This window comes from Gordonia sp. NPDC057258 (assembly GCF_042668985.1).
Classification (GTDB): domain Bacteria; phylum Actinomycetota; class Actinomycetes; order Mycobacteriales; family Mycobacteriaceae; genus Gordonia; species Gordonia hongkongensis.
Genome location: NZ_JBHUXZ010000027.1, coordinates 13,280 through 37,884 on the forward strand (window position 1 = coordinate 13,280; position 24,605 = coordinate 37,884).

At 70.1% G+C, this 24,605-nt stretch carries 26 protein-coding genes; 14 read left to right on the forward strand and 12 right to left on the reverse strand.

Translation table 11 applies throughout. From position 1 onward, the window contains the following. The first annotated feature begins 89 nt into the window (after positions 1-89). A complete protein-coding gene (locus ACFUEJ_RS17455; protein WP_231632652.1) occupies positions 90-1,073 on the forward strand; it encodes a metalloprotease in 984 nt (327 codons plus the stop codon). A 25-nt stretch (positions 1,074-1,098) separates the two neighbouring features. On the opposite strand, the gene ACFUEJ_RS17460 is transcribed toward ACFUEJ_RS17455, so the two are convergent. The 3 genes from ACFUEJ_RS17460 to ACFUEJ_RS17470 are packed head-to-tail and all read right to left on the reverse strand — an operon-like array spanning position 1,099 to position 3,649. Then, positions 1,099-1,767 (reverse strand): nucleoside triphosphate pyrophosphatase, encoded by a 669-nt coding sequence (locus ACFUEJ_RS17460; protein ID WP_055475051.1) that lies wholly within the window; start codon positions 1,765-1,767, stop codon positions 1,099-1,101. Between the two features lie 2 nt (positions 1,768-1,769). Then, positions 1,770-1,988, reverse strand: coding sequence for an acyl-CoA carboxylase subunit epsilon (locus ACFUEJ_RS17465; RefSeq protein ID WP_171011626.1), 219 nt, complete (start codon positions 1,986-1,988; stop codon positions 1,770-1,772). Between the two features lie 32 nt (positions 1,989-2,020). Then, positions 2,021-3,649, reverse strand: coding sequence for an acyl-CoA carboxylase subunit beta (locus ACFUEJ_RS17470; protein ID WP_055475049.1), 1,629 nt, complete (start codon positions 3,647-3,649; stop codon positions 2,021-2,023). Between the two features lie 158 nt (positions 3,650-3,807). Between ACFUEJ_RS17470 and ACFUEJ_RS17475 the strand changes: the two genes are divergently transcribed. Then, the gene (locus ACFUEJ_RS17475; protein WP_055475048.1) at positions 3,808-4,599 is read left to right on the forward strand and encodes a biotin--[acetyl-CoA-carboxylase] ligase; all 792 of its coding nucleotides are present in this window, start codon (positions 3,808-3,810) and stop codon (positions 4,597-4,599) included. 35 nt (positions 4,600-4,634) lie between these two features. Here the strand turns inward: ACFUEJ_RS17475 and ACFUEJ_RS17480 are convergent, their stop codons facing one another. Then, on the reverse strand, positions 4,635-5,255 hold the full coding sequence (locus ACFUEJ_RS17480) for a hypothetical protein (protein ID WP_055475047.1): 621 nt from the start codon (positions 5,253-5,255) through the stop codon (positions 4,635-4,637). A gap of 156 nt (positions 5,256-5,411) precedes the next feature. Between ACFUEJ_RS17480 and ACFUEJ_RS17485 the strand changes: the two genes are divergently transcribed. Genes ACFUEJ_RS17485 through ACFUEJ_RS17495 form a run of 3 tightly spaced genes read left to right on the forward strand, consistent with a single transcriptional unit; the run spans position 5,412 to position 8,108 of the window. Beyond that, positions 5,412-6,032: a PH domain-containing protein gene (locus tag ACFUEJ_RS17485; RefSeq protein WP_388030832.1), complete on the forward strand. Its 621-nt coding sequence runs from the start codon at positions 5,412-5,414 to the stop codon at positions 6,030-6,032. Beyond that, positions 6,029-6,703 carry a response regulator transcription factor gene (locus ACFUEJ_RS17490; protein ID WP_004572230.1) on the forward strand — a complete coding sequence of 225 codons (675 nt, stop codon included), beginning with the start codon at positions 6,029-6,031 and terminating at the stop codon, positions 6,701-6,703. The genes ACFUEJ_RS17485 and ACFUEJ_RS17490 overlap by 4 nt, the downstream gene beginning before the upstream one ends. Before the next feature lie 7 nt (positions 6,704-6,710). Further along, the gene (locus tag ACFUEJ_RS17495) at positions 6,711-8,108 is read left to right on the forward strand and encodes a HAMP domain-containing sensor histidine kinase (protein WP_058252699.1); all 1,398 of its coding nucleotides are present in this window, start codon (positions 6,711-6,713) and stop codon (positions 8,106-8,108) included. Here ACFUEJ_RS17495 and ACFUEJ_RS17500 read toward each other — a convergent pair. Continuing rightward, entirely contained in the window at positions 8,080-8,640 is a 561-nt protein-coding gene (locus ACFUEJ_RS17500) for a GtrA family protein (RefSeq protein ID WP_197414684.1), read from the reverse strand. The genes ACFUEJ_RS17495 and ACFUEJ_RS17500 overlap by 29 nt on opposite strands. A 182-nt stretch (positions 8,641-8,822) precedes the next feature. Here ACFUEJ_RS17500 and ACFUEJ_RS17505 point away from each other — a divergent pair, with 182 nt between their 5' ends. Both ACFUEJ_RS17505 and purE read left to right on the forward strand, forming a co-directional pair. After that, positions 8,823-10,019 carry a 5-(carboxyamino)imidazole ribonucleotide synthase gene (locus ACFUEJ_RS17505; protein WP_175404351.1) on the forward strand — a complete coding sequence of 399 codons (1,197 nt, stop codon included), beginning with the start codon at positions 8,823-8,825 and terminating at the stop codon, positions 10,017-10,019. Beyond that, positions 10,016-10,528: a 5-(carboxyamino)imidazole ribonucleotide mutase gene (gene purE / locus ACFUEJ_RS17510; protein ID WP_055475043.1), complete on the forward strand. Its 513-nt coding sequence runs from the start codon at positions 10,016-10,018 to the stop codon at positions 10,526-10,528. The genes ACFUEJ_RS17505 and purE overlap by 4 nt, the downstream gene beginning before the upstream one ends. Before the next feature lie 12 nt (positions 10,529-10,540). On the opposite strand, the gene ACFUEJ_RS17515 is transcribed toward purE, so the two are convergent. Genes ACFUEJ_RS17515 through ACFUEJ_RS17530 form a run of 4 tightly spaced genes read right to left on the reverse strand, consistent with a single transcriptional unit; the run spans position 10,541 to position 14,592 of the window. Then, positions 10,541-11,371 (reverse strand): dienelactone hydrolase family protein, encoded by an 831-nt coding sequence (locus tag ACFUEJ_RS17515; protein ID WP_058252701.1) that lies wholly within the window; start codon positions 11,369-11,371, stop codon positions 10,541-10,543. A 4-nt stretch (positions 11,372-11,375) separates the two neighbouring features. Beyond that, positions 11,376-11,750 (reverse strand): nitroreductase family deazaflavin-dependent oxidoreductase, encoded by a 375-nt coding sequence (locus tag ACFUEJ_RS17520; protein WP_058252702.1) that lies wholly within the window; start codon positions 11,748-11,750, stop codon positions 11,376-11,378. A gap of 38 nt (positions 11,751-11,788) precedes the next feature. Next, positions 11,789-12,505 carry a TIGR03089 family protein gene (locus ACFUEJ_RS17525; RefSeq protein WP_058252703.1) on the reverse strand — a complete coding sequence of 239 codons (717 nt, stop codon included), beginning with the start codon at positions 12,503-12,505 and terminating at the stop codon, positions 11,789-11,791. Continuing rightward, positions 12,493-14,592 (reverse strand): LCP family protein, encoded by a 2,100-nt coding sequence (locus tag ACFUEJ_RS17530; protein ID WP_388030839.1) that lies wholly within the window; start codon positions 14,590-14,592, stop codon positions 12,493-12,495. The genes ACFUEJ_RS17525 and ACFUEJ_RS17530 overlap by 13 nt, the downstream gene beginning before the upstream one ends. Before the next feature lie 230 nt (positions 14,593-14,822). Here ACFUEJ_RS17530 and rfbD point away from each other — a divergent pair, with 230 nt between their 5' ends. From rfbD to ACFUEJ_RS17545, 3 genes are read left to right on the forward strand one after another with little or no spacing between them, the layout of a single operon-like run. Then, positions 14,823-15,773: a dTDP-4-dehydrorhamnose reductase gene (gene rfbD / locus ACFUEJ_RS17535; RefSeq protein WP_058252705.1), complete on the forward strand. Its 951-nt coding sequence runs from the start codon at positions 14,823-14,825 to the stop codon at positions 15,771-15,773. Between the two features lie 5 nt (positions 15,774-15,778). Next, complete coding sequence (locus ACFUEJ_RS17540) at positions 15,779-16,657, forward strand: glycosyltransferase family 2 protein (RefSeq protein WP_175404348.1); 879 nt, start codon at positions 15,779-15,781, stop codon at positions 16,655-16,657. A 44-nt stretch (positions 16,658-16,701) separates the two neighbouring features. Next, positions 16,702-17,835, forward strand: coding sequence for a sugar phosphate nucleotidyltransferase (locus ACFUEJ_RS17545; protein ID WP_058252707.1), 1,134 nt, complete (start codon positions 16,702-16,704; stop codon positions 17,833-17,835). 20 nt (positions 17,836-17,855) lie between these two features. Here the strand turns inward: ACFUEJ_RS17545 and ACFUEJ_RS17550 are convergent, their stop codons facing one another. Then, positions 17,856-18,503 (reverse strand): O-methyltransferase, encoded by a 648-nt coding sequence (locus tag ACFUEJ_RS17550; protein ID WP_055475035.1) that lies wholly within the window; start codon positions 18,501-18,503, stop codon positions 17,856-17,858. Positions 18,504-18,795: 292 nt separating this feature from the next. On the opposite strand from ACFUEJ_RS17550, the gene sigE reads away from it, so the two are divergent. The 4 genes from sigE (at position 18,796) to tatB (ending at position 22,209) form a co-directional block, all read left to right on the forward strand. After that, a complete protein-coding gene (gene sigE, locus ACFUEJ_RS17555; RefSeq protein WP_055475034.1) occupies positions 18,796-19,416 on the forward strand; it encodes an RNA polymerase sigma factor SigE in 621 nt (206 codons plus the stop codon). Positions 19,417-19,650: 234 nt separating this feature from the next. Then, a complete protein-coding gene (locus ACFUEJ_RS17560; RefSeq protein ID WP_055475033.1) occupies positions 19,651-20,181 on the forward strand; it encodes a hypothetical protein in 531 nt (176 codons plus the stop codon). Continuing rightward, positions 20,178-21,698 carry a S1C family serine protease gene (locus ACFUEJ_RS17565; protein WP_058252708.1) on the forward strand — a complete coding sequence of 507 codons (1,521 nt, stop codon included), beginning with the start codon at positions 20,178-20,180 and terminating at the stop codon, positions 21,696-21,698. Before ACFUEJ_RS17560 ends, ACFUEJ_RS17565 begins: the two co-directional genes overlap by 4 nt. Before the next feature lie 31 nt (positions 21,699-21,729). After that, complete coding sequence (gene tatB, locus ACFUEJ_RS17570) at positions 21,730-22,209, forward strand: Sec-independent protein translocase protein TatB (RefSeq protein WP_058252709.1); 480 nt, start codon at positions 21,730-21,732, stop codon at positions 22,207-22,209. Between the two features lie 4 nt (positions 22,210-22,213). Here tatB and ACFUEJ_RS17575 read toward each other — a convergent pair whose 3' ends face one another. Both ACFUEJ_RS17575 and ACFUEJ_RS17580 read right to left on the reverse strand, forming a co-directional pair. Next, entirely contained in the window at positions 22,214-23,359 is a 1,146-nt protein-coding gene (locus ACFUEJ_RS17575; protein WP_055475030.1) for an Mrp/NBP35 family ATP-binding protein, read from the reverse strand. Positions 23,360-23,417: 58 nt separating this feature from the next. Then, positions 23,418-24,545 (reverse strand): lytic transglycosylase domain-containing protein, encoded by a 1,128-nt coding sequence (locus ACFUEJ_RS17580; RefSeq protein WP_058252710.1) that lies wholly within the window; start codon positions 24,543-24,545, stop codon positions 23,418-23,420. Positions 24,546-24,605: the final 60 nt, after the last annotated feature.

Consider the following 24,605-nt stretch of genomic DNA (forward strand, 5'->3'; position numbering starts at 1 on the left):
GCTGATAAAGCGTAGGGCATCGGCCGGAGCGTGCTTCGATCAGACGACAAACCCCAGGTGAAGCGGGTCCCGCCTGCTACGTTCGCCGAATGATCGATCGACGCGGGCCCCTCGCGATGCGGTGGGCGGTCGCTCTGGCCGCCGTGGTGACACTGACCGTCGGAAGCGGATGCGCACTCATCCCGTCCGAGAATTCCGGGGAGTCCCGTCCGTCGTCCGCGTCGACAAGCAGCGCACCGAGTCCGACGCCGTCGCGCTCAACGGACCCGACCGGCGACGCCGACGCGGCGCAGTGCCGGCCCGACGACTGCCCGAAGTTGCCGACGCCGACCGCGGAACTCATGACCAGCGGGGTCACCCCGGCCAACGTGGACACCGCGGTGCCCGACTACCTGACCACGCTCCTCGACGACCTCGACCAGACATGGGGTGGGTGGTTCGACGAACTGGGCTGGGGCGACCCGGCACCGGGACGGGTGCTGATCGAGTCCGGCACCTCCTTCGCCACGGAGTGCATTGCCGGCGACGAGGATTCGAACCCCGTACCGATCCCGTCCGACGAGGCCAACGCGTTCTTCTGTGGAGTGGACACCGAACCGAACGGAGAGGGCACCCCGACCGAGGGCAGCATCGTGCTCCCGGTCGACACCTTCGCGGCCATCTGGGACGGCAACGTCTTCGGGGTGCCGTCGCCGATCGTCGGCGACTTCACCGCGGCGATCGTGGTCGCTCACGAATACGGCCACAACGTCGTGTTCCGGATGGCCGAGGCGTTCGACATCCCCGACAGCCGTCTCCCGGCCGGCAAGAACAGCGAGCTCATCGCCGACTGCCTGGCCGCGAACTGGGGTGCAACCGCCTACCAGCGTGATGCGCTCGGCGCGCGGGAGATCCTGCAGGTCGCGACGCTGCTGCCGATCATCGGCGACACCGGCGGCGCGTCCGGACACGGCTCGGCGCGCGAACGTGCGGTGGCGTTGACGGTCGGACTGACCGGCCCGCAGTTCAACCGCCAGGGTCAGCCGGTCGACTGCATCGAGCGGTACTGGCCGGAATTCTTCGAGGTGGAGTAGGGCCACCTCAGGGAGCGGGTCGTCGTCAGTGGCGCCAGAAGTCGGTGACCGAGAGCCCGACGTCGGCCAGGAGGGTGCGGACCAGCGGCAGGCCGATACCGATGACCGACGACGGGTCGCCCTCGATGCGCTCGACCAGCCAGCCACCCAGACCGTCGAGGGTGAATGCGCCGGCCACCTGTAGAGGTTCACCGCTGGCGACATACCGCTCGATGACGTGGTCGTCGGCGGCGGCGAAATGGATCGTGGTGGAGCTCGTCCCGCCGGCGGTCGCGGGCCGGTCGAGGCGGATCAGGTGATGGCCGGTCAGCAGGTCCGCGCTACGACCGCGCATCTCCGACCACTGCGCGACGGCGCGTTCGGGGGTGTGCGGTTTGCCGAGCAGCCGGCCGCCTAGATGGAGCATCGAGTCGCAGCCGATGACGGCCACGGCGCTGCCGGACCCGGCGAGTTCGGCGATCTCCGGAAGTGCCGCAACGGCTTCCGCCTTCGCGCGGGCGAGTTCGGCGACCACCACACCGGCCGGTGTGGAATCGGGGAGCGCGGCGAGGAGCGCATCCTCGTCGACATCCGACACCCGCACGACCGGCTCGACGCCTGCCGCCCGAAGGATGCGGAGCCGGGCAGGGGAGGCCGAACCGAGTACGAAGATCGGGCCGGGAGTACCCGGCCCGATCTCGGATTCGGATGTCATCGTCAGTAACGCAGGTTGGTGAAGCTTCCCGGGCCGCCCCACTGCGGACGCAGCCGGTCGATCGGGTGGCCCCAGTCGTTCCGGGTCTCGGGCTCGGCCGAACCGCCGCCCGAACCGGCACCGGCGAGGACGGTCACCAGCACGGCGAGGTCCTCGTCGGTCGGATTGCCGCCGACGACCGTCAGGAACGGACGCTCGGACTTCGTGGAGTCTTCGCTCACGGAATTCTCGCTCTCGGAACTGACCGCTGGTGTCACAGGGGGATGTTGCCGTGCTTCTTGGGCGGCAGGTTGACCATCTTGCGCTCGAGCAGCTTGAGCGCAGTGGCGATCTGACCGCGGGTGTGGCTCGGCGGGATCACCGCGTCCACGTATCCGCGGGCGGCCGCGACATACGGGTTGACGAGGGTGTCCTCGTACTCCTCCTGCAGCTGCAGACGCAGTGCGTCGACGTCCTCACCCTTGGCGGCCGCGTCCTTGAGCTGGCTGCGGTACACGAACCCGACCGCACCCGAGGCGCCCATGACGGCGATCTGGGCGGTGGGCCACGCCAGGTTCACGTCGGCACCCATGTGCTTGGAGCCCATGACGTCGTACGCGCCGCCGTAGGCCTTCCGGGTGATGACGGTGATCTTGCCGACCGTCGCCTCGCCGTAGGCGTAGAGCAGCTTCGCACCGCGACGGATGATGCCGCGGTACTCCTGATCGGTGCCGGGAAGGAAGCCCGGGACGTCGACCAGGGTGACGATGGGGATGTTGAAGGCGTCGCAGGTGCGCACGAACCGGGCGGCCTTCTCCGAGGCGTCGATGTCGAGGCAGCCGGCGAACTGCGTCGGCTGGTTGGCGACGATGCCGACGCTGCGGCCGTCCACCCGGCCGTAGCCGATGATGATGTTCGTCGCGTACTCGGCCTGCACCTCGAGGAACTCGTCGTCGTCGAGTATGCGACGGATGACCTCGTGCATGTCATAGGGTTGGTTCGGCGAATCCGGGATCAGGGTGTCGAGCTCGAGGTCTTCTTCGGTGAGGGTGTCCTCGATGGAACCGGCGGCCGGCTGCGCGACGGGCAGACGCGGGGCATCGGCGCGGTTGTTGCTCGGCAGGTAGCTCAGGAGTTCCTTGACGTACTCCAGGGCGTCCTCTTCGTCGGAGGCGACGTAGTGCGCGGTGCCCGACTTCGACATGTGCGTGTGGGCGCCGCCGAGCTCCTCCATCGTCACCTCTTCACCGGTGACCGTCTTGATGACGTCCGGACCGGTGATGAACATCTGGCTGGTCTGGTCGACCATGACCACGAAGTCGGTGAGCGCGGGGGAGTACACGTGACCGCCGGCCGCGGCGCCCATGATCAGCGAGATCTGCGGGATGACACCGGAAGCACGCACGTTGCGGTGGAAGATCTCGCCGTAGAGGCCGAGCGAGACCACGCCCTCCTGGATGCGGGCGCCGGCGCCGTCGTTGATGCCGATCAGGGGGCGACCGGTCTTGATCGCGAGGTCCATGACCTTGACGATCTTCTCGCCGTAGACCTCGCCGAGGCTGCCGCCGAAGACCGTCGAATCCTGCGAGAAGACGCAGACCTCGCGACCGTCGATGGTGCCGTAACCCGAGACGACGCCGTCACCGAGCGGGCGGCGCTCGGCGAGTCCGAAGTTGGTGCTGCGGTGCCGGGCGAGGGCGTCGAGTTCGACGAAGGACCCCTCGTCGAGCAGGTGGGTGATCCGTTCCCGCGCGGTGAGCTTGCCCTTGGCGTGGGTCTTCTCGACGGCGGCCTCACCCACCGGATGCTTGGTCTCCTCGAGACGATTGCGCAGATCGGCGAGCTTTCCCGCCGTCGTGTGGATGTCGGGAGCGGCGGCGTCGTCGCGCGAAGCAGTGGTCATGACTGACGATGCTAACTACCCGAGTGTGAGCCACGTCAACCGGATCAACGTGAGATATCCCTCAGGTTTACGAGCGATCGGTCGGTGGGCCGGCGGGTCGACCGTGAAACCGGTGGTATCCGTTCGTGCGGAGGCGGCGGCCAGTAGTTTCGTCAGGTATGAGTCTCGACGCCGATCTGCTCCGCACCCGTCTCACCGGCACCCGCTGGCACCGCATCGAGGTGGTCGAGGCGACCGGTTCGACCAATGCCGACCTCGTCTCGCGCGCCGCCGGCGAATCCGTCGGGGGCGCCGTGCGGATCACCACCGACCAGACCGCCGGACGTGGCCGCCACGCCCGCACCTGGACCGCGCCGGCCGGCACGCAGCTGGCCATGTCGGCCGCGCTCGACGTCGCCGACCACACCGAGGACCTGGGCTGGCTGTCGCTGCTGGCCGGACTCGCCGCCGTGCAGGGTGTCGACGACGCGATGGGGATCCGTCCGACGCTCAAATGGCCGAACGACGTGCTGATCGACGGCAAGAAGGTCGCGGGCATCCTCTCGGAATACACCCGCAGCGAGCATGCCGCAGGTGGCCCGGGAGGCGTGGCGGTGATCGGCACCGGGCTCAACACCACGATGGCGGAGGAGCAGCTGCCGGTCCCGACCGCCACCTCGCTCCGGCTCGCCACCGGCCGCGACGTCCCCCTGACCGAGCTCGCCGCGTCGTACCTGCGGGCGCTCTCCGAGCTGCTCGACCTGTGGCCGCACGACCTGGACGGGCTCGCGGCGCGGTACCGCGACGACAGCGACACCATCGGCCGCCGCGTACGGCTGGTCCTGCCCGGCAATCGTGAGGTCGTCGGCACCGCGACCGGTGTCGACCCCTCCGGCCGGATCGTCGTCGACGCCGACGGTGAGCAGGTGGTGGCCGCCGCGGGCGATGTCACCCACCTGCGGCCGGAGTGACTTCGACTCGGCTCGTCGCTCCGCTCCTCGCCGGCTCAGCCGGCGGGGCGCTGGACGCTCTTGCCGGCCATCGCCGGGATGATCGTCAGCGAAGGCAGACCGATCACCAGATGCACGATCGCGGTCTCGATGCCCACCGAGATCTGGTTGTAGGTCAGGATCGGGATCAGCACGGCCGCCACCAGCAGCAGGCCGACGATCCACCGGTAGAACTGATCGGGTGACGGCGTGACCAGGTGCAGCACGTACCAGAGCGCACCCGCGGCAAGCGCGCACAGGAAGCCGACGACGCCGAACCAGAGCTCGCTGGCGGCGACCGGGTTCCACACGCCGAACTTGCCCGACTCGTTCACCTTCTCCACGAATGCGGAGATGATCCAGGCGACGAGCCATGCCGCGAGACCGGTCACCACGCCGGTCATGACCACACCGCCGGCGAACGTGACGGGATTGATGTCCGGGCCACGACGGGGCTTGGCGGGCTGGCCCGGCCGGCCGTAGGCGCCCTGGCCCCCGTACGGATCTCCCGCATAGGGATCGGCGGCGTACGGATCGCGCGCATAGGGGTCGTTCTGGCTGCTGTAGGCACGCGACTCGGGTGTGTAACCGGACTCGTAGCGCGCGGTCCGCGGGTCGCGGGGATCCTGGTAGCTCATGGCGTTCTCCTCCCCGACCGGTCGTGAAAGCCGATGGTCGGATCTGGTGTCGGTCGGATCTGGTGTCAGGGCCCTGGCATGCTCACGGCACGAGGACGGCGGCGGTCGGCGTGATTGGCAGTCTACTGCGGCACCCGGCCGTTTATGCTGAGCCGCATGGCCTATCCGCGGGAGAACCTGGCGTCGGGGGAACGCGTCGTACTCCATCGGCACCCGCACTGGAAATGCCTGCTCGGGCCGTTCCTGTTGTTCGGGCTCCTCACCGCCGCCGCCGGCGTACTCCTCGGCGTCATCACGTCGTCGGGGTTGCGGTCGACACCGCAGACCGTGCTGCTCATCGCGGTCGCGGCGGTCTGGGCCATCGGCTTCTGCTGGTACTTCGTCCGCCCGCTGATGTCCTGGAAGACAACGCATTTCGTGCTCACCGACCGGCGGGTGATGTTCCGCAACGGAATCATCACCCGGTCGGGCATCGACATCCCGATCCGCCGGATCAACACCGTCGAGTTCCGGCACGGCCTCGTCGACCGGATGCTGCGCACCGGCACGCTGGTCATCGAGTCGGCCTCCGACGAACCGCTGTCCTTCGACGACATCCCGCAGGTGGAGAGGGTGCACGCGCTGCTGTACCACGAGGTGCTCGACGTCCACGACGACGAAGATCATCCGTGGGACGGACACCGGCGCGATTCCCACGACCAGACAGCGGACGGTCCCGTGCACCCCGGTGACCGGGCGGAGAACCGGGGGGAGAACCGGGGGGTCCGCGACCGATGACGACAGTGCTGCTCGCCGAGGACGACGCCGCGATCGCCGAACCGCTCGCGCGGGCGCTGTCGCGTGAGGGTTACGGCTGCGAGGTGGTCTCGACCGGGGCGGATGCCCTGGAGAAAGCCCTCGACACCCGCTATGAACTACTCATCCTCGACCTCGGGCTACCGGTGCTCGACGGTCTGGAGGTGTGCCGGCGGGTACGTGCCCAGCGACCCGCGCTCGCGGTGCTGATGCTGACCGCACGCACCGACGAGGTGGATTTCGTGGTCGGCCTCGACGCCGGCGCCGACGACTACGTCGGCAAGCCGTTCCGCCTGGCCGAGCTGCTGGCGCGGGTGCGTGCCCTCCTGCGGCGTCGCCAGCCCGGCGACGTCGTCCTCGAGGGCGGTGCCCTGCGCCTGGACGCGCGGGCACGCCGCGTCCTGGTGAACGGACACGACCTCACCCTGGCCAACCGCGAGTTCGACCTGCTGCGCTTCCTCATGGAACGCGCGGGCGAGGTGGTGACGCGCGAGGAGATCCTCACCGAGGTGTGGGGTTCGGCCGACCTGCGGTCGTCGAAGACCCTGGACATGCACATCTCGTGGCTGCGCCGGAAGATCGGCGACGACCGCCACGACCGTCCCCGCCACATCGTGACCGTGCGCGGCGTCGGCTTCCGGTTCGACCCCTAGTCGTCTCATGCGCCGTCGCCTGCTCACGACCATGATCGCCGTCCTGCTGGCGGTCGGTGGGCTGCTGGGCATCCCGCTGAGTGTCGTCGCGTGGTGGTGGGTCGCCGACAACGCGCACCAGGACCTCGACAACCGGCTGAAGGTCATCGCAGACCAGCTGATCCGGCAGGAGGGGGCCGACGGCCGGATCCCGCCGGAGTCCCTCGACCGTGAGGCGTTCCAGCTGCTGCTGCCGCCGAACGGCAGCCTGATCGTCACCTTCCCCGACCCCACCGGCACCCTGCAGCGCACGGTGGTCGGGGCGGACATCAGCGAGCCCCGGCTCTCGGAGTCCATCTCGCTCGGCGCAGCCGGGACGCTGACCCTGTCCATCCCGCGCGACGAGGTCCGCAACGACCAGTTCACCGCCGCGTCGATCGTGGCCGTCATCGTCGTCGCGTCCGTCATCGGCGGCACGCTGGTCGCCGCGGTCACCGCGGGTCGGATCGTCGATCCGCTGACCGATCTCGCCGATCGGGCCGCGACCATGGGCCGGGGCGACTTCCGGACCCAGTGGAAGATGTACGGCATCGCCGAACTCGATCGGGTGTCGCGTGCACTGGCCGACGCGAACGCCGAACTCGCCCTGCGCCTCGAGCGCGAGCGAGAGGTCGCCGGTGACGCCTCCCATCAGCTGCGCAGCCGCCTCACCGCGATCCAGCTACGCCTGGAGGAACTCTCCCTGCACGATGACCCCGCGGTCGTCACCGAGGCCGAGGCCGCCCTCGATCAGATCGAGCGGCTCGCCGCCGAACTCGACGAGCTGGTCGAGGCGTCCCGGGCCGACGAACCCGCGCCCGAGTTCGTCGACGTGTCGGACATGCTGACGACGCTGGTCGGGGATTTCCGGCACGCCTTCGAGGCGAGGGGCCGCGAACTGCTGGCGACCTTCGACGGCGTCCCGCACGCGCTGACCGCGAACCCGGGTCGTCTCCGGGAGGCGGTCAGTGTGCTGGTCGACAATGCCCTGCAGCACGGCCGCGGGACCTGCCGGATCCACGTCGGCACCCTGCCCGCGGGGGACCTGGTGCGCATCACCGTCGCCGACGAGGGTGACGGGGTCGCCGACGAGATCGCCGCACACATCTTCCGTCGGGGTTTCTCGGCCGGCCGACGGCCCGGCGCGGGCCGGAGCGGGGTCGGCCTGTCACTCGCGCGGGCACTGATCGAATCCGACGGTGGCCGACTCGAACTGACCGTCCGGCGACCGCCGGTGTTCGCGATCGTCGTGCCCGCGCGGCTGGTCACCGGACGCGATCAGCTCGGCACCGACCGGGGCGACTCCGAACTCGCCGACGAGATCGACGAGAACTCTGGTCGGCCCCCGCGATCGGGCGTCAGGCGTGACCGAGTTCCTCATCGTTGAGCTCGGCGAGCGAGGGGTGCAGGTCGGTCGATCCGGCGTCCCCGCCGCGCAACTGTTCTTCGGGGAAGGCGAACTTGCGCAGTGCCCAGAACCGGAACGCCATCTGCATGAGGTTGCCGATGATGTAGCCGAGCACGAAGTCGATGACCACGATCTCGGACACGCTCAGGTTGGAGCGCATGTCGAAGATGTTGTTGGCGACGAACAGTGGAGCGGCCTGGAGGATGACGCCGATACCGCTGATGGCGAAGAACAGCATCGCCTCGTGGTGACGTTCGCGGCCGCCGCGGTTCTTGAACGCCCACTCGCGATTGAGGATGTAGCTCAGGATGGTGGCCAGGACGCCGCCGATGACCTTGGCGATGACCGGCTTGGTCTCCAGGACCGTGAGGCTCAGGCTGTAGAAGATGGCGAGGTCGAAGACGAAGGTGGTCCCGCCGACCATCGCGAACTTGATCAGTTCGTGGTGCCGCATCACGAGCCGACGGACCGGCGCTGGGAGGCGGGCGATCATCTCGTCGATCAATGGCACAAGATCCGAGTGTACGAAACGAAACCGCCGGGACACGTGCCGGGCGGTTGTGCGAATGATGCCGCATACATGCCACGATGGTGCGCGTGAATTCACGCGAGCAGGTCGGCGGGGCCGTGTCCCCGTCGTCGCAGGTGCCGCCGGTCCCTGAATCGGGGCGCCCGGGCGGCCGGGCGTCGGGGATGCCGACCGTGACGATGATCGGCGGTGGGCAGCTCGCTCGGATGACCCACCAGGCCGCCATCGCCCTGGGCCAGTGCCTGCGAGTGCTCGCCGCGTCCGAATCGGACCCGGCCGCCCAGGTCAGCGCCGACATCGTCCTGGGGTCGCACGACGACCTCGACGATCTGCGGCGCGCCGCGTCCGGGTCGGTCGCGGTGACCTTCGACCACGAGGGCGTCCCGCTGGCGCACCTGCAGGCACTCGAAGCCGACGGGGTCGCGGTGCTGCCGCCGTCGAAGGCGCTGCATTTCGCGCAGGACAAGCTCGCCATGCGGTTCCGGCTGGCCGAGCTCGGCCTGCCCGTGCCCGACTTCGCCGACCTGTCCGGGGACCGGGCCGCGGCCCGGTCTCGTCTGATCGAGTTCGGCGAGGCCAACGACTGGGCCATCGTCGTCAAGGCGGTCCGCGGCGGTTACGACGGCCGCGGGGTGTGGCTCGTCGACGGCGCGGACGACGCTCTCGCGGTCTTCGACGAGTACCCCGACGACGCACCGGCGCTGCTCGCCGAACAGAAGGTGCCGATGCGACGAGAGTTGTCGGCGATGATCGCGCGGTCGCCGTTCGGTCAGGGTGGGGCGTGGCCGGTGGTCGAGACCATCCAGCGCCACGGGCAGTGCGCGGTCGTCCTGGCACCGGCTCCCGGGCTCGACGACGAGGTCGCCGCGCACGCACAGCAGATGGCCTTGCGGCTCGCCGACGAGCTCGGCGTGGTCGGTGTGATGGCGATGGAAATCTTCGAGACCGTCGACGGCGAGCTGGTCGTCAACGAACTGGCGATGCGTCCGCACAACAGCGGGCACTGGACGATGGACGGTGCGGTGACCTCGCAGTTCGAGCAGCACCTGCGCGCCGTCCTCGACTATCCGCTGGGCAGCACGGCACCGAGTGCGCCGGTGACGGTGATGGCCAACATCCTCGGTGCGGCGGACGCACCGGCGATGTCGATGGACGAGCGGCTGCACCACCTCATGGCCCGGATGCCCGAGGCCAAGGTGCATCTCTACGGCAAGGGCGAGCGACCCGATCGCAAGATCGGGCATGTGAACATCGTCGGGCGCGAAGGGGATCGGCCGGAGTCGGTACGGGAGCGTGCCGAACGCGCGGCCCAGTGGATGTCGCGGGCGACGTGGACCGACGGATGGGATGAACATTCATGAGTGAGACGCACGGCCCGCGGGTGGGCCTGATCATGGGCAGTGATTCGGACTGGCCGACGATGAAGGCGGCCGCCGAGGCCCTCGCCGAGTTCGACGTGCCGTTCCAGGTGGGTGTCGTCTCGGCTCACCGCACGCCGCAGCGCATGCTCGACTATGCGGCCGGCGCGGCAGGCCACGGCATCGAGGTGATCATCGCGGGCGCCGGTGGCGCCGCGCATCTTCCGGGCATGGTCGCGTCGGCGACCCCGCTGCCGGTGATCGGGGTACCGGTCCCGCTGCGGCATCTCGACGGACTGGATTCGCTGCTGTCGATCGTGCAGATGCCCGCCGGGGTCCCGGTGGCCACGGTGTCGGTCGGGGGTGCGCGCAACGCCGGGCTGCTCGCGGTCCGGATCCTCGCCGCGGCCGACGCCGACCTGCGCGCCCGAATGGTCGAATTCCAGCAGGGGCTCGAACAGATGGTTCTCGACAAGGACGCGGCACTCCAGCAGGAACTGTTGGGGGAGTAGCACTTCCGCCGATCAGATCGTCGGCTGCAGGCCGAGCTTCGCGGTGAAGAAGTCGATGACCCGATCGTAGGCCTCGCGGGTCGGCTGCCCTGGCTCGTCGAGGAGGTCCTCGGTGAGCACCGAATGTGGCCGCGGCAGCATCGAATCCGGGTTCGCGGACTCGTCGGGTAGCTCGATGCCGATGAAGGCGTCGCCGAGGATCTCCCGGAGATACGCGAATCGGGCTCCCGGCACCAGACGGTCGCCCTGGAAACGCAGACCCATCACCTCGAGGCCGCGTGCGCACCGCGCCTGCACCAGAGCGAGATCCGACTCGCTCACGTCGATGGCCCGCGCGCGTCCCGGCAACACCGCGAACGGCAGTGAGGGCTGGGACAGCACCGGGGCGAGCATCCGCTCGTCGGTGGCCATCGCGAGTGCGAACCCGCCGGTGAAACACATCCCGACGGCACCGACCCCGGGGCCGCCGCACCGGTCGTGTTCGCGGGCGGCCAACGCCCGCAGCCACGACGCGACCGGTGACGTCTTGCCGGTGGCCAGGATCGTGAACTCGCGGGTGATGCATGCCCGGGCGATGGTGCCGAGCATGTTCGTCGCCGAGCCGACCGCGCCGAGGTTGTCCGGGCGAGGATCACGGCCGTCGACGCCGAACAACGACGGCAGCACCGCGGTGGCGCCCGCCCCGGCCACCCGGCGCGCGACGTCGGCGACCTTGGGGCTGATCCCCGGCATCTCGGCGATGACGATGACGGCGGGACCACTGCCGAGGCGATGCACCCGGCGGGTGGTCCCGTACAGGGTCACGTCCTCGGCGTCGAAGTCGTCGAGCGGGTCGTCGGCCATCAGATCACGCCGCGTGCAGTGTGCCGAGGAGTGCGGAGTCGAAAAGTCGCGCCGGGATGCGGGCACCCCGGGCGATGTCCGGCGAGTCCGACGGCACCACCCGCGGACCGGTCACCCGGTAGTGCCGGTTCTTGCGGATCAAGCCGAAGGTCCCGGCGGCCTGCACGTTGCGGACCCAATCGGTGTGCCGCCCGTACGTGAGGATGATGGTGAGCCGATTGCCGTCGACCCACGCCATCACCGGGATGGAGTAGTGCTTGCCGGACTTACGTCCGACGTGCTCGACCATCGCGAACGGAGCCAGTCTGGGCGCCCATTGTCGCTGGATGGGGTTGGTCACTCGCTTGTTCAGCCGGGCCACCGCGCGGGGGATTCGCATGTCCCCACTGTGCCCGATCGGCGGCGTGCCCGCGGGGTTCACGACAGGATCAGGGTGGCCTTTTCCATCTCGGCGATGGCCGCGAGCCGTTCCGGTGAGGCCGCGGAGACGTGGACGAGGCTGCCGCCCGCCAGCAGAGGTGCCAGGAGGTGAGCGTTCACCCGGTCGCCGGAGTACCACGGCCGGGTGGACACCACGCGGGCGCCCGGTCCGATTCCCTCGCGCTCAGCCGTCGCCCGGGCGTCGTCGAGCACCTCGCCGATGGGGGCGCCCTCCAGGGTGGCCGATGCAGGGTACCGAGACGAGAACTGATCGCCGTGGACGCGGACCACGCTGCCGTAGTCGCCGACGCCGGGCGGCAGGTCGCGCAGCGGCAGCGCGAACGGATCGAGCGAGGCGACCACGACCTCGTCGACGTCGGGATGGCTGCCCAGGCGATCACGGCTGGTGAACACGATCATCGGGACTTCGGTGGAGTCGAAGTGCACCTCGGCGCCCGCCCAGAGCGCGCCCAGCAGGATGCCGGCCGTCTGCCAGTGCTCCGGGAGATCGACCGCGACGACATCGCCTTCGGCGACCCCGATCTCGTCGCGTAGGTAGTTCGCGGTCTTGGCCGCCCAGTTGCCGAGGGTCGCCGCCGAGAGCTCGGTGCGCTCACCGGTCGCGTCGTCGTAGTAGGTCAGCAGCGGACGCGAATGATCGGCGACCGCGGCGAAGATCGCGTCGGTGAGAGTGTTCGGAGTCAGTTCACGCACATGGGCCCCTCGTTGCCCGCGGTGATCGGCGGGCGCTTGTTGCCGACACGCTCGCTCGCCGGGGTGTTGTCGGTCTGGTCGCCGGTGTCGCTGATCGAGCCCGGACCGGCGTAGGTGTTGGTCAGCACCACCTTCAGCTGGTCGTCGGCGAGAGCGGGATCGGCGACGACCTGGGCGCCGCCGAGATCCTTGGCGAGGAGCCGAGCGGCGTCGCTCTCCTCCTTGGCGTACACGATCGAGTCCTTCGTGTCGGCCTTGCCGCTGGAGGTGGCTCCGACCCGGAAACCCTTGTTGGTCAGGATGTTCGCGACATTCGAGGCGAGCCCGTCGATGGTTCCTGCGTTGACCACGTCGACCGTGTAGTCGCCGCGCTGGATGCCCTGCGTCTGCTTCGGTGCCAGCAGGTCACCGGTGAAGGCCTGGACCTCGCGCGGGTCCACCTGGACGACGCTCTGCTGACCGTCCTCGCTCCAGCCCTGCTCCGTCACGATCGGGATGGTCGCGAACTTCACCCGGCCGCCGCTGAGATCCTTGAGCTGTTCGGCGAACCGGATGATGTCCCAGTCGTCGTCGATGACCACCGACCGCGACACCGCGTCCTGCAGCTCCGACAGCTTACCCGGATCGGTCAGGGTGTTCGCCGAGATGATCTTCTGCGTCAGCGACGCCATGAACGCCTGCTGGCGGGTGATGCGGTCGAGATCGCCGCGGGGGAGGCCGTGACGCTGGCGCACGAAGCTGAGCGCCTTGGGCCCGTCGAGAGTCTGACGGCCGGCGCGGAACCGCGCGCCCGTAAAGGGATCCCGGACCGCGTCGTTCAGGCAGACGTCGATGCCGCCGGCCGCGTTCGTCAGCAGCACGAAACCAAGCAGGCCCACCTCCGCGTAGTGGTCGACCTGCACGCCGGTCAGGTTGGCGACGGTGTCCACCAACGCCTTCCGGCCCGCCAGGGTGCCCTCGGACTCGGCCTCGCTCTCGGACTTGCCATCGGTGACCGCTTGCGCGCGAACGGTTTCGCGCGTCGTGCCGTAGGCGGCGTTGATCTTGCTCATCCCGACACCGGGTACGTCGACATACGAGTCGCGGGGGATCGAGATCGCGGTCGCCGACGAGCCGTCGTCGGGGATGCGGATCAGCAGGATGGTGTCGGTGTTGGTCGCGACCTCGTCGCCCGACCGCAGGAGTCGGAGTTCCTCCGGCGACAGCGGATTGCCCTTGGCGTCGGTCCGCGAATCGGTGCCCACGAGGAGGATGTCGACGGCCCCGTCTTCGGCGCCACCGCCGAGATCGAGTCCGCCGAGCTGGGTGATGCGGGTCTGCAGGTCCGACATGGTGTTCCAGGCGTATCCGGTGCACAACAGCACCGCCACCGAGGCGACCGCGATGAGCGCACGACCCCAGCCGGCCCCCGGGGTGCGGGCACCTTTGCGTCGGCTGTCGGCCGGCGGCTTCGACGGTGGTTCGGGTGCCGACGACGTCGCCGCCGTGCGCCGGTCGCCGGACTTCGGTCCGGCCGATTTCGGTCCGGTCTGTTTCGGTCCGGTCGGCTTCGGGTCGGTGGACTGACGTGCGGTCGGCTTCCGCGGGCTCGTCTTGGGGTCGCCTGGCTTCTGCTCGGACGTCCGCTTCGCGGCCGGGGCCGGGCGGGTGTGGATCTCGCCGGAGGTGCGTCGGACGGGCCGCGGCTCGCCGGGGCGGCGCTGCCGGGTCGGGGTGGGTTCCACGGCTTCTGGCGTGGCTCGTCGATCGCCGGGGTCGCGACGTTCGGAGTTACGGGGGTCGGCGGCCGGCCGACGCCGGGGGTCGCGGGGTTCGCGTGGATCGGCAGCGCGACGTCGCGGGTCCGGCGGGGGCTGGCGTCGCGCTCGGGGTGGGGGATTGCCCGGTTCACCGGGGAGCGGTGCCGCGCGGCGCGGGGATTCGCGCCCATCTGGTCCACCGTCGTACGGGGGCCGGGCCGGGCGCCTGCGCGCGCCGGGCTCCGGGGCGCGCCGATCGCCGGGCATCGGCTGACGCCCGTCGGGACCCGGCCGTGCCGGACGGCGCGGCTGCGCGCGCCGACGCGGGCCGTCGGATGGTGAATCCACTGGTGAGCGGTCCCTTTCGAGGTCGGCACATCGGGTCCGGGGTCGACGCGGCGAGCGTTACGCCTGAGGATGTCGATGCTGATGTGCAAGGCGGGTCGGCTGTTGTGTGCTGTCGCCAGGCTACTGAAGTGATTCGCGAATTCGAGAACGCAACGCCGGTCGTGTGAGTAGCCGTCGTCACGTGTGCCGGCGAGCGCGTCGCCGCGTGGGTACCGCCGGACTCCGGCACGATGGTGCTCATGCGTGTGACGCCGAGCAACCCCACCGTGTACATCGTCGGCGCCGGCGGGCAGCTGGGAACTGCCCTGCAAGCACGGTCGACCGAGGTTCCCGACGTCGTCGTGCGGCCGCTCACCTCAGCCGACGTCGACATCGCCGACCCGACCTCGGTGGCCGCCGCGCTGGGCGACCTCGGCCCCGACGACATCGTGGTGAACTGCGCGGCCTACACCGACGTCGACGGAGCCGAGGCCGACTCGGAAGGCTCGCGGCGGGTCAACACCACCGGGCCCGAAGTGCTCGCGCGCCGGACCGCCGACGCCGGCGCGTGGTTCGTGCACGTGTCGACCGACTACGTGTTCCCCGGGGCCGCCGCGGAGGGTTCCCGGCCGGTCGAGCGGAACGGATACGAACCCGACGACGTGAGCGGAACGCCCGCGACCGTGTACGGCCGCACCAAGCTCGACGGCGAACGCGCCGCGCTGTCGGCGGACCCGCGGGCCACCGTCGTGCGGACGGCATGGGTCTACACCGGCGGACCCGACAGCCGCGACTTCGTCGGCACGATGCGGCGGCTCGAACAGTCACGGGAGACGGTGTCGGTCGTCGACGACCAACTCGGGTCCCCGACCTACTCGTACGACCTCGCCGACGGGCTCTGGGAACTCGTCGTCGCGGGCCCGCGCGAAGACGTGTGTGGCGCGGTTCTGCATGCGACGAACTCGGGCACCGCCACCTGGTTCGACGTCGCCCGCGGGGTCTTCGAAGAGGTCGGGGCGCAGCCCGACCGGGTCCTGCCCACGACGACCGCCGACTTCCCGCGCCCGGCCCCGCGGCCGGCGTTCTCGGTGCTCTCCGGCCACTCCTGGGAGGCCGCCGGCCTCACCCCGCTCCGGCCGTGGCGACCCGCGCTGCACGCGGCGATCGCCGCGTCGGACGCCGACCCCGGTTCGTTACCCTGAGCGGCGTGCCAGTTCAGCCAGCCGTGGTGACGGTGACCTATTTCTCCGGCGATCACCTCGTGACCTTCCTGCGCAGCCTCGACGCCGTCACCGACGTCATGCCGCAGGTCATCATCGCCGACAACGGGTCCGACGACGGCGCGCCCGAGCGGGCCGAGCAGGAGTACGACACGGTCACGCTGGTCCGCACCGGCGGCAACATCGGCTACGGCGGTGCGATGAACCGCGGTGTCGCCGAGCTCGACCCGGATGTCGAGTTCGTGCTCATCTCCAATCCGGATGTCGAATGGAAGCCCGGTGCCATCGACGAGCTGATGGCCGCCGCGCAGCGCTGGCCGCGAGCGGGTTCGCTCGGGCCGCTCATCCGCGAACCCGACGGCTCGATCTACCCCTCGGCGCGGCGCGTTCCCGACCTCGTGTCGGGCACCGGACACGCGATCCTCGGCACGGTGTGGAAGTCCAATCCGTGGACCGCGGCCTACCGCGCGGACGACGAGACACCGTCGGAACGTCCGGTGGGGTGGCTGTCGGGCTCCTGCCTGCTCGTGCGGCGCGAGGCCTTCGACGCCATCGGCGGCTTCGACGCCCGCTACTTCATGTACATGGAGGACGTCGATCTCGGCGACCGCCTCGGCAAGGCCGGGTGGCAGAACGTCTATGTGCCGAGCGCGGAGGTCGTGCACACCAAGGGGCACAGCGCCGGTCGGCATCCGGAGAGGATGCTGCCCGCCCACCACCGCAGTGCCTACCGGTTCCAGGCCGACCGCAATCCGGGACCGTGGCGGGCGCCGCTGCGCCTGGCGTTGCGCATCGGCCTGGAGGTCCGATCCCGGCTCGCCGTGCGCGCGGCGCGACGCGCGTCGGCGAGCGAGAACTCCCGATGAATGCTGAAGTGAACACCAGTCACCTCGAGGAAGGACCCGATCCAGTGGACAACTACACCGTGCGTGAGTCGGTGGAAAGACCGTCCGTGGGGGGATCGGACAACATCAGGGAGGACGTCGAGGCCGTCGTCCTCGTCGGCGGGAAGGGAACCCGCCTGCGCCCACTCACCCTGTCGGCGCCGAAACCGATGCTGCCCACCGCCGGGCTGCCGTTCCTGACCCATCTGCTGTCCCGCATCCGGGCGGCCGGTATCCGCGACATCGTGCTCAGCACCTCGTTCAAGGCCGAGGTCTTCAGCGAGTACTACGGCGACGGTTCGAAGCTGGGCCTGCGCATGCGCTACGTCACCGAAGACGAGCCGCTGGGCACCGGCGGCGGTATCCGCAACGTCCTCGACGAACTGACCGCGAGCACGATCGTGGTGTTCAACGGCGACGTCCTCGGTGGCACCGATGTCGGCGACGTCATCGACAGTCACCGCGCCGCCGACGCCGACGTCACCATCCACCTCGTGCGGGTCAGCGACCCCCGCGCGTTCGGCTGCGTCCCGACCGACGCCGACGGCCGGGTCACCGCGTTCCTGGAGAAGACCCAGGACCCGCCGACCGACCAGATCAATGCCGGCACCTATGTGTTCAAGCGCGAGGTCATCGAATCCATCCCGGCCGGCCTGCCGGTGTCGGTCGAGCGTGAGGTGTTCCCCCGGCTGCTCGTCGAGGGCAGTCACGTCCACGCACACGTCGATCACGCGTACTGGCGGGACATGGGTACGCCCGAGGACTTCGTCCGCGGCTCGGCCGACCTCGTCCGCGGGATCGCGCCGTCGCCCGCCCTGGGGGACCGTCGCGGCGAGTCCCTCGTGCACGAAGGCGCGGGAGTGGGCCCGGGTGCCCTTCTGATCGGCGGCACGGTGGTCGGCCGTGGCGCCGAGGTCGGCCCGCGCGCCCGTCTCGACGGCGCGGTCGTCTTCGACGGCGCCGTGATCGAGGCCGGCGCGGTCGTGGAACGGTCGATCATCGGCTTCGGTGCCCGCATCGGGCCGCGTGCGCTGGTCCGGGACACGGTCATCGGCGACGGTGCTGACATCGGCGCCCGTTGCGAGTTGCTGCGCGGCGCCCGGGTGTGGCCGGGAATCGAGATCCCCGACAACGGGATTCGATTCTCGACGGACGTCTAGTCCAGCAGGAGCGCGGCCGACTAGCGGATCTTCGCGGCGGCGAGCACGCCGGGCCCGAGCGGGATGACCACGGGAAGCAGCTGCTCGTCGTCGGCGATCAGCAGGGCCGCCTCGCGGGCCGCCGCCGTCGGCGGTTCGGTGCGGGCCGGGTCGCCGACCGTTCCGTGCGCGGTCGCGTTGTGGACGACCACGACACCTCCCGGTCGCAACATCCGGACGGCCTCACGCACGAACCGGGGCAGGTCCAGCAGTGGTCCGTCCACGAAGACCAGGTCATAGGACGCGTCGGACAACCGCGGCAGCACCTCGACCGGCGTGCCGTTGATCAGCCGGGTGCGGCCCGGGGCGATGTCGGCGCCGGCGAACGACGCCCGTGCGGCCCGGTGATGTTCGGGCTCGGGATCGATCGTGGTCAGCACGCCGTCGGCCGACATGCCGTTGAGCAGCCAGAGGCCGCTCACCCCGGTGCCGGTCCCGATCTCCACGACGGCCCGCGCATCGGCCGCGCGGGCCAGCAGAGCCAGTAGCGCGCCGACCGCCGGGCTGACCGGTGTCGCGCCGAGCTCCTCGGCGCGAGCGCGGGCGGCGATGACGGCGTCGTCCTCGACGATGGCCGACTCGGCGTAGGCGATCAGGTCGGGGCGTGTGGACGGCGTTGACTCGGTCACGCGTCGAGGTTAGTCCGGCCCCGCGGCGGAACCCGATCCGGCGCGCCAGACCTGGGCGAATCCGCTCACGGCGAGACCGCCGACGCATCCTCAGGCAACACTCAGGCGCCTCATACGGCGGCCACACTCCGATAGGAGAGGGTGAGAGCTGTTCCGGTTGGGACAGGTCCCGGGAGGTCGGTGTGAACTCCCTGGCAGCTCGGGAATACCCAGCCGGAATCATCCGTTCGTCTTCGGTGAGTGCTTGGGTCACCGGGTGCGTGTTTCACGAGAGAGGAACCGACCACCGACCATGACCGATCCCCGCGATCCCGCCGACGCCGTGCCCGCCGTTCCGGCGGGCACCGCAGGTTTCGACGCCACCGGCGACGAACTGCTCATGCCGTCCTGGGACGACCTGGTCCGCGAACACGCTGACCGCGTCTACCGTCTGGCCTACCGTCTGTCGGGGAATCAGCACGACGCCGAGGACCTCACGCAGGAGACCTTCATCCGGGTCTTCCGCTCGTTGTCGAACTACCGTCCCGGCACCTTCGAGGGCTGGTTGCACCGCATCACCACCAACCTGTTCCTCGACATGGTCCGTCGCCGCAGCAAGATCCGGATGGAAGCCCTGCCCGAGGAGTACGACCGGGTGCCGGCCGACACCCCGGATCCGCAGCAGGTCTTCGACGCGACGAACCTCGACCCCGACCTGCAGCGCGCCCTGGACTCGCTGGCTCCCGACTTCCGCGCGGCCGTGGTGCTGTGTGACATCGAGGGCCTGTCCTACGAGGAGATCTCCGCCACCCTCGGTGTCAAGCTGGGTACCGTCCGCAGCCGCATCCATCGCGGTCGGCAGAGCATCCGCGACGCACTCGCGGCCCAAGGACACACCAGTAGCCGTTCGGTCGCGCTCGGCTCGCACGCCTGAGGTCGCTGCCGGGAACCCTGCTCCGCCGAGCATCGTTGAGAGTCTCGGATACGCTGAGACGTTGCCTGTGTCACGGGACACGATGCGATCGGAGGCCGCAGCCCGCGGACGCCCGCGCGTTCGGGGGACGGCATCGGATGCCGCCGGTCGGTACCGTGGCAGACAGCAGCAGAGCCCAGTGGCAACACAGGATTCATCGTGCGGCGGTTTCGTCGTGGAGAGGGGTGAACGACGATGATGGACGGCGATCGCGGGCGTCCGACCGGAAGTGGCGGTGTCGAACCGCCGACTCCCAACCTTCGTCGCCGGCGGTCCTCCTGGACCCCAGCCAGGTGGAATACGAACACCTGGAGTCCGGCTCCCTCGTCGTTCCTGCCCAACCGCGGCTACCGCGCGCCGGGTACGGCCGGCGGACGCGGCTTCGCACCCACCGAGCACCTGGCCCCCGAGGCGGTCGCCGCCTTCGTCGACGGCGAGCTCGGGATGTCCGCGCATGCGCGGGCCGCTCATCATCTGGCGCTGTGCCCCGAGTGCGTCACCGCGGTCGAGGCGCAGTCGTTGGCCCGCACCCGACTCCGCGAGTCCGGCCGCGTGTCGATCCCGGACTCCCTCCTCGGTCAGCTCTCCCAGATCCCCACGCGTGAGATCGATCTGAGCTCCGAGCCACCCCGCCCGGCAGGGTTCGGGCCGACCGTGTCGCCCGATGCGCCGACCGACGGCATCCCCGCGGCCCGCGGCCGCGCCTTCCGTCGCCGGGGCCGGTGACCGTGGCCCCCGACGCCGATTCTCCCGATACCGGTGACGCACAGTTCGCGCGGCGCGCCGAACCGCCCGAGTCGCAACGTCTGACGCCGTCGCGGACCCGGCACTCGCCCGTGTCGCCGTCCACCGCGCAGGTGTTCGGCCGCCCGTCGGGTGTGCGCGGCTCGTTCGCCACCTCGGACGGCGACAAGCGGCCGCCCGAGCCGCAGATCGCACCCCCGGACCCGGTGCTCGCCGAGGCCTTCAGCCGGCCGGCCGGATCGAGCGACACCCTGCAGCGGGATCCGCTCGCGACCTACGGCCACACCGAGCAGCCGCAGGCGCCGGACGACCCGTGGCGCGACCCGGAGAGCCCGGCGCGGCTGGACGCACCCGCGCTGGCGTCCGCATCGTCGGACATCCCGACCGAGACCGGCCCCAAGCTCGGTGTCCGCGACATCCTGCTCGGCAATCGCCTGAGCTGGGTCGCCCTGGCCACGCTCGCGGTGATCGCGTTGCTGATCGGGCTCGTCGGCGGGCTGATGGGCCGGTACACCGCCGAGGTGGCCGCGCCGCTCACCAGTGACACGGTCGAGTTGTCCACTGAGGACACCGGCGGCGACGCCGGACCGCGGTCGTCCGTGGCCGAGGTGGCCCGGGCGGTGGAGAAGTCGGTCGTCGCCATCGACGTCCGCGCGGCGGGCGCCTACGCCACCGGGTCGGGATTCGTCATCGACAAAGAGGGTTACATCCTCACCAACAACCACGTCATCTCGATGGCCGCGAACGACAAGAGCGCCAAACTGGAGGTCGTGTTCTTCGACCGTCAGCGGGTCCCGGCGCGCATCGTCGGTCGCGATCCCAAGACCGATCTCGCCGTGTTGAAGGTCAACAATGTCGAGAACCCGACGGTCTCGGTGCTCGGTAGCTCGGGCGACCTGCAGATCGGCGAAGAGGTGGTCGCCTTCGGATCTCCATTGGGGCTCAACCGAACCGTGACAAGCGGCATCGTCAGCGCGACCGACCGTGCCGTGGCGCTGACGCCCGACGCGGAGTCCGACACCGACGCGGTGATCGACGCGATCCAGACCGATGCCGCGATCAACCCGGGCAACTCGGGCGGTCCGCTGGTCAACGGCGAAGCCCAGGTGGTCGGCATCAACACCGCCGGGCGCCTCGGCGCCGGGGGCGGCAACATCGGGCTCGGATTCGCGATCCCCATCGACGAGGCCAAGCCCATCGCGGAGGCGCTGATCCGCGACGGCCGCGTGAACCACCCGCAGATCGGCGTCAACGCCAGTTCGGTGCGCAACGAGCGCGTGCTGGGCGCACAGGTCCGCAACGTCGTCGCCGGCAGCCCCGCCGAACGCGCGGGCATCCGGGAGAACGACGTGATCACCTCGTTCAACAATCGCCCGATCGAGAGCGCCGACGAGCTGAACGTCGCGATCCGAACCGCCAGCATCGGCGAGTCGGTCCCGTTCCAGTACTGGCGGGCGGGTCGCACGTTCAGCGGTACCATCACTCCGGCGAGCGACTAACCACACCACCGCACAGGTCAGGACGAGGCACATGTTCAGCAGCATCGGATGGGGCGAGATAGCGATCCTGGTGGTCGCGGCACTCGTCATCCTCGGCCCCGAACGTCTCCCCGGTGCCGTCTCCTGGACGATGCAGTCGGCCAAGAAGGTCCGTGATTACGCGACCGGTGCGAGCAATCAGCTGAAGGACGAGCTGGGTCCCGAATTCGACGACCTGCGCAAGCCGCTCGCCGACCTCAACGAACTGCGGGGTATGACGCCGCGGTCGATCGTCACGAAACACCTTCTCGACGGCGATGATTCACTGTTCCGGCTGAACGAGAGCGCCACCACGGTCGACCGGAAGACCACCCCGGCGGCGCCAGAGATCAAGCCCGTGTCGGCGCCCCTGTCGTTCGAGAAGCAGGAGAGCGGGAATCAGGACTCCGCCGGCCCGGCGGGATCCGCGGCGTCGGACCGCCGGTCGCGGTCGGGGTCGCGTCCCGCCGCGGCCGACTGGGACGCGACCTGACCGGTCAGGAATTCCGGATGGTGTCGAGTCCCAGACTCATACCCGCCAGGCCGCGCTTACGCGCCGCGAGCTTGCCCGCGATGGCGCGCAGGGCGGAACCGGACGCCGATTCGGGTGCCGACAGCACCACCGGGACACCGGCGTCGCCGCCTTCGCGTAAGGCCGTCTCGAGCGGTACCTGACCCAGCAGGTCGACCTGGGCGCCCACCGCGCGCGTGAGGCGTTGCGCCACCTGCTCGCCGCCGCCGGACCCGAACGGTTCCATGCGGCTGCCGTCGGGCAGTTCCAGCCACGACATGTTCTCGACGACGCCGAGGATCTTCTGCCGCGTCTGCAGCGCGATGGCCCCGGCGCGCTCGGCGACCTCGGCCGCGGCCTGCTGGGGTGTCGTCACCACCAGGATCTCCGCGCCCGGGATGAGCTGCGCGATCGAAATCGCGACGTCACCGGTGCCCGGCGGCAGGTCGAGGAGCAAGACGTCGAGATCGCCCCAGTAGACGTCCGCGAGGAACTGCTGCAGGGCTCGGTGCAGCATGGGACCGCGCCAGGTCACCGGCGTGTTGCCGTCGGTGAACTGTCCGATCGAGATGAAGCGGACGCCGTGGTTGCTGGGCGGCATGATCATGCGTTCGACCTGCGTGGGTTTGGCGTCGCTCCCGAGCATGCGGGGGACCGAGTGGCCGTAGATGTCGGCGTCGAGAACGCCGACGGTGAGCCCGCGTTCGGCGAGCGCCGTGGCGAGGTTGACGGTCACGCTCGACTTGCCGACGCCGCCCTTACCCGACGCGACGGCGTAGACACGGGTCAGTGAGCCGGGCTGGGCGAACGGGATGACCGGCTCGGCCTTGTCCCCGCGGAGCTTCTTGCGCAGCTCGGTGCGCTGCTCGTCGTCCATGACGTCGAGTTCGACGCGGATCGCGCCGACGCCCGGGACGTCGGCGACTGCTGTTTCCACGCGCTGCGAGATCTCGGTGCGCATCGGGCACCCCGATGTCGTGAGGTACACCCCGACGTCGACGCTCGCGTCGTCGTTGATCGTGACCGACTTGACCATCCCGATGTCGGTGATGGGCTTGCCGATCTCGGGATCCTTGACCTTGCCCAGAGCGGCGCGAACTGCCGATTCCGTGGGCGCGACTCCTGTTGTCATCTGGCCCAGACTACCGGCGGCGCCGACGGTTCCGGGCGCAGGTCCTCCGGTGGCGCCGTCAGCGGACGGGAACCGGGGTGCTCGCCCCTCCGGGCCTCTTCGGACCGGCGTTCCCCGCCGGTCCCTGTTGTACCGCCGGGGCCTCCCTCTTGGTGGGCGGGGGAGCGGGCTGGCCCGGGAACAGCGGCGGGATCGACGGCAGGCAGACGATGATGCACGGCGGCGGCGGAGGGCTCGGCCGCCGCGTGGTGGAGGACGACGACGACGACGAGGACGACCCGGACTCCGGCTGCCTGGGCTTGCTGGACGAGCTCGAGCTGCTCGACGGCTTGCGCTTCATCTCCGGGATGGGGTCGGTCGGCATCACGCCCGTCGCGTAGGCCCCGGCCCAGCCGAGGACGTTGGCGACATACTCCATCGAGCGGTTGTACCGCAGCACCGCCGACACGCGAGTGCGCTCGTTCATGATGTCGGTGACGCCGGCGCAGAGATACCGGCCGGCCGAGTACGTGGCGTCGAAGATGTTGTTGGGGTCGGGTTTTCCGTCGCCGTTGGCGTCGGAGCCCCACGCTGCCCACGTGCTCGGGATGAACTGCATCGGGCCCATCGCGCGGTCGTGTCCGGCGTCGCCGTCGATGCGTCCGCCGTCGGTGTCCTTGATGACCGCGTTGCCGGCCAGCGAGCCGTCGAGGACCGGCCCGGCGATCGGGTTGATCGTCGTGCCGTACTGATCGACCGAGCCGTTGCTCGCATGATTGGACTCGATGCGTCCGATGCCGGCCAGCAGGAACCACGGCAGTTTGCAGGCCGCGCTCTCGGCGGCGACGCGGTTGGCGGCCAGCTTGTAGGCCTGGAGTACGACGCCCGGGATCCCCAGCGGGCCCGAGGGGAGGTCGCTCGCGAGCCGGAACTGCGGCGCCGGCAGCGCGGTCGCGGGCTTCTCCGGCGGCGGCGCGAAGCCGAGGAGTGCGCCCGGCGAACCCGCGACGAGTTCGGCCACCATCACGGGGGCATCGGGCTCGACGACGGCCGACGCGACGTTGCCGCCGGAGGCGCTCGACGTCGCGGTCCCCAGGACCAGTGCACCGACCAGACCGCCGCCGACGACCAGCGTCGCGGCGCGTCGTGGGAACGAGGACGGACGGCGCGGACCACGGCGACGGCGGACGAGGTCGAGGGGCCTCACCGGAGGCCTCCTGCACATCGTGCGGCCCCGGGCCGCTGCCCGGTCCTGTTCACTCCGTTG

Excerpts from the sequence above, each read along its gene's own strand:
- ACFUEJ_RS17455 (WP_231632652.1), top strand. The coding sequence starts at position 90 with ATGATCGATCGACGCGGGCCCCTCGCGATGCGGTGGGCGGTCGCTCTG.
- ACFUEJ_RS17460 (WP_055475051.1), bottom strand. The coding sequence starts at position 1,767 with ATGACATCCGAATCCGAGATCGGGCCGGGTACTCCCGGCCCGATCTTC.
- ACFUEJ_RS17470 (WP_055475049.1), bottom strand. The coding sequence starts at position 3,649 with ATGACCACTGCTTCGCGCGACGACGCCGCCGCTCCCGACATCCACACG.
- ACFUEJ_RS17475 (WP_055475048.1), top strand. The coding sequence starts at position 3,808 with ATGAGTCTCGACGCCGATCTGCTCCGCACCCGTCTCACCGGCACCCGC.
- ACFUEJ_RS17480 (WP_055475047.1), bottom strand. The coding sequence starts at position 5,255 with ATGAGCTACCAGGATCCCCGCGACCCGCGGACCGCGCGCTACGAGTCC.
- ACFUEJ_RS17485 (WP_388030832.1), top strand. The coding sequence starts at position 5,412 with ATGGCCTATCCGCGGGAGAACCTGGCGTCGGGGGAACGCGTCGTACTC.
- ACFUEJ_RS17490 (WP_004572230.1), top strand. The coding sequence starts at position 6,029 with ATGACGACAGTGCTGCTCGCCGAGGACGACGCCGCGATCGCCGAACCG.
- ACFUEJ_RS17495 (WP_058252699.1), top strand. The coding sequence starts at position 6,711 with ATGCGCCGTCGCCTGCTCACGACCATGATCGCCGTCCTGCTGGCGGTC.
- ACFUEJ_RS17505 (WP_175404351.1), top strand. The coding sequence starts at position 8,823 with ATGCCGACCGTGACGATGATCGGCGGTGGGCAGCTCGCTCGGATGACC.
- purE (WP_055475043.1), top strand. The coding sequence starts at position 10,016 with ATGAGTGAGACGCACGGCCCGCGGGTGGGCCTGATCATGGGCAGTGAT.
- ACFUEJ_RS17515 (WP_058252701.1), bottom strand. The coding sequence starts at position 11,371 with ATGGCCGACGACCCGCTCGACGACTTCGACGCCGAGGACGTGACCCTG.
- ACFUEJ_RS17520 (WP_058252702.1), bottom strand. The coding sequence starts at position 11,750 with ATGCGAATCCCCCGCGCGGTGGCCCGGCTGAACAAGCGAGTGACCAAC.
- rfbD (WP_058252705.1), top strand. The coding sequence starts at position 14,823 with ATGGTGCTCATGCGTGTGACGCCGAGCAACCCCACCGTGTACATCGTC.
- sigE (WP_055475034.1), top strand. The coding sequence starts at position 18,796 with ATGACCGATCCCCGCGATCCCGCCGACGCCGTGCCCGCCGTTCCGGCG.
- ACFUEJ_RS17560 (WP_055475033.1), top strand. The coding sequence starts at position 19,651 with ATGATGGACGGCGATCGCGGGCGTCCGACCGGAAGTGGCGGTGTCGAA.
- tatB (WP_058252709.1), top strand. The coding sequence starts at position 21,730 with ATGTTCAGCAGCATCGGATGGGGCGAGATAGCGATCCTGGTGGTCGCG.
- ACFUEJ_RS17575 (WP_055475030.1), bottom strand. The coding sequence starts at position 23,359 with ATGACAACAGGAGTCGCGCCCACGGAATCGGCAGTTCGCGCCGCTCTG.